At 67.5% G+C, this 8,011-nt stretch carries 7 protein-coding genes; 6 read left to right on the top strand and 1 reads right to left on the bottom strand.

What is annotated here, in order from left to right; all coding sequences use genetic code 11:
* The first annotated feature begins 97 nt into the window (after positions 1 to 97).
* The 6 genes from QH195_RS13990 to hpf all read left to right on the top strand — a co-directional run bounded on the left by QH195_RS13990 (position 98) and on the right by hpf (position 7,058).
* The gene (locus QH195_RS13990) at positions 98 to 769 is read left to right on the top strand and encodes a dTMP kinase (protein WP_280435677.1); all 672 of its coding nucleotides are present in this window, start codon (positions 98 to 100) and stop codon (positions 767 to 769) included.
* 78 nt (positions 770 to 847) lie between these two features.
* Positions 848 to 1,525, top strand: coding sequence for an MtrAB system response regulator MtrA (mtrA, locus tag QH195_RS13995; protein ID WP_033243239.1), 678 nt, complete (start codon positions 848 to 850; stop codon positions 1,523 to 1,525).
* 36 nt (positions 1,526 to 1,561) lie between these two features.
* Positions 1,562 to 3,649: an MtrAB system histidine kinase MtrB gene (mtrB, locus tag QH195_RS14000; protein WP_432278401.1), complete on the top strand. Its 2,088-nt coding sequence runs from the start codon at positions 1,562 to 1,564 to the stop codon at positions 3,647 to 3,649.
* Entirely contained in the window at positions 3,646 to 5,460 is a 1,815-nt protein-coding gene (lpqB, locus tag QH195_RS14005) for an MtrAB system accessory lipoprotein LpqB (RefSeq protein ID WP_280424254.1), read from the top strand. Before mtrB ends, lpqB begins: the two co-directional genes overlap by 4 nt.
* A 57-nt stretch (positions 5,461 to 5,517) precedes the next feature.
* A complete protein-coding gene (locus tag QH195_RS14010; protein ID WP_280424255.1) occupies positions 5,518 to 6,150 on the top strand; it encodes a ComF family protein in 633 nt (210 codons plus the stop codon).
* Between the two features lie 236 nt (positions 6,151 to 6,386).
* Complete coding sequence (hpf, locus tag QH195_RS14015) at positions 6,387 to 7,058, top strand: ribosome hibernation-promoting factor, HPF/YfiA family (protein WP_280424262.1); 672 nt, start codon at positions 6,387 to 6,389, stop codon at positions 7,056 to 7,058.
* Positions 7,059 to 7,103: 45 nt separating this feature from the next.
* Here the strand turns inward: hpf and bluB are convergent, their stop codons facing one another.
* A complete protein-coding gene (gene bluB / locus QH195_RS14020) occupies positions 7,104 to 7,736 on the bottom strand; it encodes a 5,6-dimethylbenzimidazole synthase (RefSeq protein WP_280424263.1) in 633 nt (210 codons plus the stop codon).
* Positions 7,737 to 8,011 lie beyond the last annotated feature (275 nt).

An 8,011-nucleotide genomic window follows, 5' to 3' on the forward strand; every position in this document is an offset into this window, starting at 1 on the left:
CCCCCCCCCCCCCCCCCCCCGCCCCCGCCCGGCGCCCGCCGCCCGCCCGGGCGCCCCCGCCGCCCCCCCCCCCCAACGTCCGAGTAGGCTGCCCCTCATGGGTGTGCTGGTCTCGGTGGAAGGCCTCGACGGTGCGGGTAAACGGACGCTGATCACCGAGTTGGTGGCCGCGCTCGAGCAGCGTGGGCTACGCGTGCAGACCGTGGCCTTCCCGCGCTACGGCCGCTCGGTCCACGCGGATCTGGCTGCCGAAGCACTGCGCGGCGCACACGGGGATCTGGCCGGTTCGGTGAACGCCATGGCCACCCTGTTCGCGCTGGACCGCGCGAGCGCCGCCGACGAGTTGGCGAAACTGCTGGCCGACAACGATCTGGTCGTCCTCGACCGCTATGTGGCCTCGAATGCCGCCTACAACGCCGCCCGGCTCGGCCAATCCGCCGACGGGGAAATCGTGCGATGGGTGGGGGAATTGGAATTCGGCCGGTTCGCCCTGCCGGTGCCCCAGGTGCAGCTGCTGCTGGATGTACCGGTCGAGGTCGCGGCCGAACGCGCCCGCCGGCGCGGTGAACTCGACGCGACGCGGGAGCTGGACGCCTACGAGCGCGACGGCGGATTACAGGAACGAACCGCCGCGGTGTACCGTGATCTCGCTCGGCGTGATTGGTACGGAACCTGGTGGGTTGTCCGGCCCGGCGAACAAGGTTCCGGACCACGCTCCGGCGAAATGAATGTATTGGCCGCGCGGCTCGCCGCATTGGTAGCGAATTAGTGTTGGATATCCGGCGGGAACGCGCCATGTATGGCGTGGCGACCCGTTACGAGCCCGGGAGATGACAACATAGTAACTATGAAGCCGAAGATTCTGGTCGTCGACGACGATATGGCCCTCGCGGAGATGCTCACCATCGTCCTGCGGGGTGAGGGTTTCGACCCGCACGTGGTCGGCGACGGCACCCAGGCACTGTCGGCGGTCCGGGAGATCCGGCCCGACCTGGTCCTGCTGGACCTGATGCTGCCCGGGATGAACGGTATCGATGTGTGCCGGGTGCTGCGCGCCGACTCCGGTGTGCCGATCGTGATGCTCACCGCCAAGACCGATACCGTCGATGTGGTGCTCGGCCTGGAGTCCGGCGCCGACGACTACATCGTCAAACCCTTCAAGCCCAAGGAACTGGTGGCGCGGGTGCGCGCGCGGTTGCGCCGCACCGAGGAAGAGCCGGCCGAGCTGCTCAATATCGCCGATATCGTGATCGATGTGCCGGCGCACAAGGTCACCCGTGAAGGCGCGCAGATCTCGCTGACCCCGCTGGAATTCGATCTGCTGGTGGCGCTCGCGCGCAAACCGCGGCAGGTCTTCACCCGCGAGGTGCTGCTGGAACAGGTGTGGGGTTACCGGCATGCCGCCGATACCCGCCTGGTGAACGTTCACGTGCAGCGATTACGTGCCAAGGTCGAGAAGGATCCGGAGAACCCGGAGATCGTGCTGACCGTTCGTGGTGTGGGATACAAGGCCGGTCCACCGTGATCGGTTACCGTCGGCTCCGGGCCCGGAGGCGGTAACTTGCGCGACCACGAAGGGTCCCGCACAGATCGCGATCCGGGCGGGAGTGGGCGTCGGGACCGGCTGCGGGAGGCGCTGGCTCCGGTCAACGAATGGTTCCAGCACGTCGGTAGATCCCTGGGGCTGCTCTGGCGGCGTTCACTGCAACTGCGGGTCATCGTTTCCACGCTGACGCTGTCGTTGATCGTCATCACCGTTCTGGGGGTGGTGCTGACCAGCCAGATCACCGACCGGCTGCTGGACGCCAAGATCAATGCCGGTGTCGAGGAGATGGACCGGGTCCGCAATACGGTGGAGGGCCAGCTCGCCGGGGTGCACGATGTCACCACCCAGGAGCAGCGGCTGACCGATGCCCGGGAGTCGCTGTCCAATCGCCGCGAATCGAGCCGGTCCGGTGGTGCCGCGGGCAGTTTCGATTCGGCATTGAGCGTGATCGGCGGTACTCCGCAACAGGTGATCGCCGTCGGGCCGATCAAGCAAGTGCCCGATTCGCTGCGCCGTTTCGTGCAGCGCAATCAGGTGAGCTACCAGTTCGCCAATGTCTCCGACCCGGACGGTTATCGCGGCCGGGCACTGATTCTGGGCAGTCCCAGTGCCGAAGTACCCACACTGGAGATCTATCTGATCTTCCCCCTCGCCAACGAGGAACGCAGCCTCTCGCTGATGCGCGGGACCATGATGGTCGGCGGCGCGGTGCTGTTGATCCTGCTGGCCGCGATCACCGCCCTGGTGACGCGTCAGGTCGTACTGCCCATCCGGTCGGCCGCCCGGATAGCCGGCCGGTTCGCCGACGGCAGGCTCAAGGAACGCATGCTGGTACGCGGCGACGACGATATCGCCCGGCTCGCCAAGGCCTTCAACGAAATGGCCGAAAGCCTGTCCAACCAGATCAACCAGCTCGAGGAATTCGGCAATCTGCAGCGCCGCTTCACCTCCGATGTCAGCCACGAACTACGGACACCGCTGACCACAGTGCGCATGGCCGCCGATCTCATCCACGGCAGCAGCGACGATCTGGATCCCGCGCTGGCGCGCAGCGCCGAATTGCTGGTGACCGAACTGGACCGGTTCGAAGGGCTGCTCAACGATCTGCTCGAGATCTCGCGCCACGACGCCGGTGTCGCCGAACTGCAGGTGGAATCGCTGGATGTGCGGATGTGTGTGCGGGCCGCGATCTCCACGGTGCGGCATCTGGCCCGCGACGCCGGAATCGAGGTGGTGATCGACCTACCCGAGGAACCGGTGGTCGCCGAGGTCGACCCGCGCCGGGTGGAGCGGGTGCTGCGCAATCTGCTGGCCAATGCCATCGACCACAGCGAGGGCAAACCGGTGTTGATCCGGATGCGTGGGGACACCGAGGCCAATGCACTGGCGGTCGTGGTCCGGGATCAGGGCGTCGGACTGCGGCCGGGGGAGGAGAAACTGGTTTTCAGCAGGTTCTGGCGTTCCGATCCCTCGCGTATGCGCCGCTCCGGTGGCACCGGTCTCGGGCTCTCGATCAGCGTGGAGGACGCGAATCTGCACGACGGAAAACTCGAGGCCTGGGGTCGCCCCAATATCGGTGCGAGCTTTCGGCTGACCCTGCCACTCGTGCGCGGTCAGAAGATGGGTAAGAGCCCGTTGCCGCTGGAGCCGGGTATGCGTAGGGCGCCGCGCCGCCCGCAGGCCGAAGGCGACCAGAGCGGGTCGGAGCGAGTGGAACTGGGGCCCCCGGTGACCGAGACCGAGCCGTGGGCTCCTCGGCCCGCGGGGGCGACGGAAGCCGGCCGGGCTGCCGCCGAGGGCGCTTCCACGGCGGGCGGCTCCGGTGGCGACGGTCCCGCGGGCAACCCGGGTGCAGAAACTTCCGGGGTGGCCGGCTCCGGTGCGGACACGGCCGGCGAAGGCAGCGGCCCGGGTGCGGCCGAAGCCGGCGGGAACCCCGCTGCGACGGCCCCCGGCCCGACCGAAACCGGTGGGGGCAGTCCCGGAGCGACGGAAATCGATCGTCCCGCAAGTGAAAACGATTCCGGAACAGATTCCGCGGATGAATCCGCCGAACCCGCGCCCCCGACCGTGTTCACCGACAGCGGAGACCAGAAATCATGACCGTGCGCCCACCATGCTCACGCTGGTTCCGGCTGGTGACCGCAGTCGTCGCGGTGGCGGGGATGATGGTCGTCGCCGGCTGCGCGAACCTGCCCGACTCCTCACAGCCGCAGGCGCTGGGCACCATCAACCAGGAGCCGACGGCGGAGGGGCCGCCGTCGCCGATGCCGGGCCGCGACCCGGATCTGCTGCTGCGCGATTTCCTGCAGGCCACAGCCGACCCCACCGACGGGCATCTCGCGGCCCGTCAGTACATGACCCCGGCCGCGTCCACGCAGTGGAACGACGAGGAATCACATGTCATCGTCGAGCGCGCCGATACGCTGCGGGAATCCCGTTCCGAGAACGAGGCGACGTATGTGCTGCGGGCACGCAAGGTGGGTGAGCTCGCCGAGGACGGTTCCTATCATGTGGCCGACGGGATCATCGAGCACAAGATCGAGATGACCCGGGTCGACGGCGAATGGCGGATCGACGAACTGCCCGACGGCGTGGTCATGGAGTACACCGCCTTCACGCAGTCCTACCGGCGGCATGCCCTGTATTTCGTCACCGGCGACGGCCGGCATGTGACTCCGGACCTGCGTTGGATCTCGGTGCGGCCCGACGATCTGACCCGGCGGCTGATCGATATGCTGATCGCCGGTCCCCAGTCGTATATCGCCCCCGTGGTGCGCAATTATCTGAGTCCGCCCGCGGCCGTACGCGGCACGATCACCAAAGCCAACGGTGATCCCGTGGGAGTGGGTGTCGGTCTGGGCGGGGTGCGGATCGATTTCTCCGGTATCGGCGAATTGTCCCCGCGCGATCGTGAACTGTTCGCCGCGCAGGTGGTGCTGACGCTGTCCGCCGCGGATGTACTCGGTCCCTATATCCTGCTGGCCGACGGCCGTCCGTTGGACGAACGGTTCGCCGATGGGGGATGGTCGGTCACCGATCTGGGCGCGGTCGCCGATTCCGTGCGACCGGAGACACAGGTGGGCCTGCACGCGCTGCGCGACGGAACACTGGTGGAGGTCGAATCGGACGGTGGTCCACGACCCGCTCCCGGATACTTCGGCACCGTGCAGAATCTGCAGTCCGTGGGCCTGTCACCGGACGGTAAACGAGTTGCGGCGGTGGCCGATGCGGGCCGGGAACCGCCGGAGCCCCAGCGCACCCTGATGATGGGAAGTTACGGCGGTGACGCCTTCCCGGTGGAGGAGGGCGGGACCATCACGCGCCCGTCCTGGACTGCGGACGGCAGCGCGGCCTGGGCGGTTGTCGACGGTAACCGGGTGATCCGAGCGGTCACCAACGGGGAGACCGGCACGGTACTGCCGCAGGGTGTCGACACCACCGAATTGTTCGCCGGTGATTCCGGTACCCCGGTACAGGCGCCGATCACGGAATTGCGGATTTCGCGCAACGGGGTGAGTGCGGCACTGATCGCCGACGGCAATGTGTACATCGCCATGGTCGTGGTCCGGCCGGACGGTACGTATGCGCTCACTTCTCCACGGCGGATCGCCATCGAGCTTCCCACCACCGCCACCGCGCTGGACTGGTACAGCGACGATACGATCATCATCGCCGGCAGCGGGACTGTCGATCCCGTGCGCACGGTAAAGATCGACGGTTCCGGTATGTCCTCGCTCGGCGGCCGCAATCTCACGCCGCCGGTCCGTCAGGTCACCGCCTCGATCGAGCGCCAGTACGTGGCGGATTCACGGGCAGTGCTGGAGCTGACCCGTACTCCGGAGGGTGGGGATCCGTACTGGCGTGAGGTTCCCGGTCTGGGCGCGGACGCGGTGCCCATCCTCCCCGGCTGATATCCCTCGATTGCCGTCGAGGTCCGGCTGTCGGTGCCCGGCGGCACACTCGCCGCTATGCGGACGCTTCTGGATCTGATCCTGCCGGCCGAATGCGGGGGTTGCCGTCGCCCCGGCACGCAGTGGTGCGGCGAATGCGCGCGCAGCGTGGCCGGCCCGCCGATGCGTATCCATCCCCGTCGCGATCCTGGAGTGCCGTGCTGGGCACTGAGCCCGTACCGCGGACCCGCGCGGCAGGCGGTGCTGGCGGTGAAGGAACGCGGCCGGCGTGAGCTGGCGGAGCCGCTCGGGCTGGCGCTGGCCGCCGGGCTCACCGAGTTGCGGACTCCGGGCCGACCCTTGATACTTGTACCTTCGCCGAGCCGGTGGGCCTCGGCTCGGCGCCGCGGCGGTGATCCGGTGCTGCGATGCGCCCGTTCGGCGGCGCGGTCGCTGGACAGTTGCCAGGTACTGCCGTGTCTGCGAGTCTGGTGGGGAGTCCGCGATTCGGCCGGTCTGTCGGCGCGCGAGCGCGATCGCAATCTCCGCGGTCGGATCCGCGCGGTACCGCTACCCGCCGAAGCGGCGAAGGCGCAGGTCGTCCTGGTCGACGATGTGCTGACAACAGGGTCCACGGTACAGGCGTGTGCCCGGGCGCTGGCGGCTGTCGGGACGTACCTCGATGACATCTTGGTGACCTGCGCAGCGTGAATCCCCCGAAATTTGCGTGAACAGTGGCGAACCTGGGATCGGCGTACTACCGTCGCGTTCACACACCCCGTTCCGGGAGTTTGGAGGTGGGCCTGCGACTCGAGTGCCGGCCGACTGATGGGACGCGGCCGGCAACGTTCATCCCGCCGCGCGCATCGGAAGTGTGCGGCCAGATCCGGGAGGTACGCGTGACGACATCTTCACGACCTTCAGTTCAGGACACAGCCCAGCCGCAGCTGGAAGACCAGCTCGACCGCCCACGAGAGACCCGCGCGGATATCGTGGTCAAGGGTCGCAACGTGGAGGTCCCCGACCATTATCGAATCTATGTGTCGGACAAGTTGTCCCGGCTGGAACGCTTCGATCCATCGATCTTCCTGTTCGACGTGGAACTCTTCCACGAGCGCAATCGTCGTCAACGCAAGAGCTGCCAGCGGGTGGAGATCACCGCGCGCGGTAAGGGCCCCATTGTGCGGGCCGAGGCCTGTGCGGACAGTTTCTACGCCGCATTCGAGGCGGTGACAGCCAAACTCGAAAGTCGGCTGCGTCGCACGAAGGATCGGCGGCGGGTGCACTACGGTGAGAAAACTCCCGTATCGGTGCACGACGCCACCGCGGATCTGGTCGAGGAGAACCTGCCCGGCGAGCTGTCCGGCGCCGCCCACGATCATTCACCGCACAGCACGAAGCGGGCGGATTTCGCCGCCGATTACCCCGAATACGAGGGTCCCGGCCATATTGTGCGCACCAAGGTGCACCCGGCCGTGCCGATGACTGTCGACGACGCTCTCTACCAGATGGAATTGGTAGGCCACGATTTCTTCCTCTTCCAGGACAAGGAAACCGATCGACCGTCGGTGGTGTATCGCCGGCACGCGTTCGACTACGGCCTGATCAGACTCGCGTAAGCCGATAGCACGGCCGACCGGTCCCATATGGTCCGGTCGGCCGGCTTATTGGGCGCGGCCCGCGTCGTAGCCTTCGTAATGTACGGCGTCGGCGAGGTCCCGCCTGCCGCGCCAGCCGAAACGCTCGAGGTCGGGGATGCGCTGGAATTCGTTCACCGGACCGATGCAGAGCCAGGCCACCGGCCGGATACCGGCCGGCAGATCGATGAGTTCGGCTAGGAACGGCGCATCGTAGAAAGACACCCAGCCGACCCCGATCTGTTCCGCGGTCGCGGCCAGCCACAGATTCTGGATCGCGAGAATTGTCGAGTAGACACCGGTCTCGGGAACGGACGCCCGGCCCAGAATATGCGGCCCGCCGCGGGCATCGTCGTGGACGACGACGATCCCGGTACCGCTCTCCTCGATCCCCTCGATCTTGATCGGATCGAAGGTCGCGGCCCGTTCCGCCGGGAGCGACCGGGCGAATTCGAGCCGTTTCTCCGCGACATGGGCCGCGAACTTCCGCAAGGTGGCGCGATTGCGGACGAGCACGAAATCCCAGGGCTGGGAGTTTCCGACACTCGGTGCGCAATGCGCCGCCTCGAGGATGCGCCACAGCACCGCATCGTCGACCGATTCCCCGGTGAATTCGGCTCGGACATCGCGCCGCGTCCGGATCGCCTCGTACAGACTCATCTCCACTGCACCCACCACGTCAGTATCGCTGGTTCGCCGAGTTCGCCGGGCGCGTTCGCGCTCTATGCGTCCCGCTGCAGGGTGCGAGGGTCACGAACAGGGCTGCGGAAACGCTGTCGCCCGGGTGAGCGATTCCGGCCTGGCAACGGCAATGGCCCGCCCGCCATGTGCGGGCCATTGCCGAGGGGCCGCGGCAAGCCCCGCCCGGGGGGGGCTTACGACGCGGCGGGGACCGGGGCGGGGGGGCGCCGCGAGAGCCCTCGGCGGCCGTCGGG

It is taken from the genome of Nocardia carnea (assembly GCF_029868855.1).
GTDB classification, from domain to species: Bacteria; Actinomycetota; Actinomycetes; order Mycobacteriales; family Mycobacteriaceae; genus Nocardia; species Nocardia carnea_A.

Excerpts from the sequence above, each read along its gene's own strand:
- QH195_RS13990 (WP_280435677.1), top strand. The coding sequence starts at position 98 with ATGGGTGTGCTGGTCTCGGTGGAAGGCCTCGACGGTGCGGGTAAACGG.
- mtrA (WP_033243239.1), top strand. The coding sequence starts at position 848 with ATGAAGCCGAAGATTCTGGTCGTCGACGACGATATGGCCCTCGCGGAG.
- lpqB (WP_280424254.1), top strand. The coding sequence starts at position 3,646 with ATGACCGTGCGCCCACCATGCTCACGCTGGTTCCGGCTGGTGACCGCA.
- QH195_RS14010 (WP_280424255.1), top strand. The coding sequence starts at position 5,518 with ATGCGGACGCTTCTGGATCTGATCCTGCCGGCCGAATGCGGGGGTTGC.
- bluB (WP_280424263.1), bottom strand. The coding sequence starts at position 7,736 with ATGAGTCTGTACGAGGCGATCCGGACGCGGCGCGATGTCCGAGCCGAA.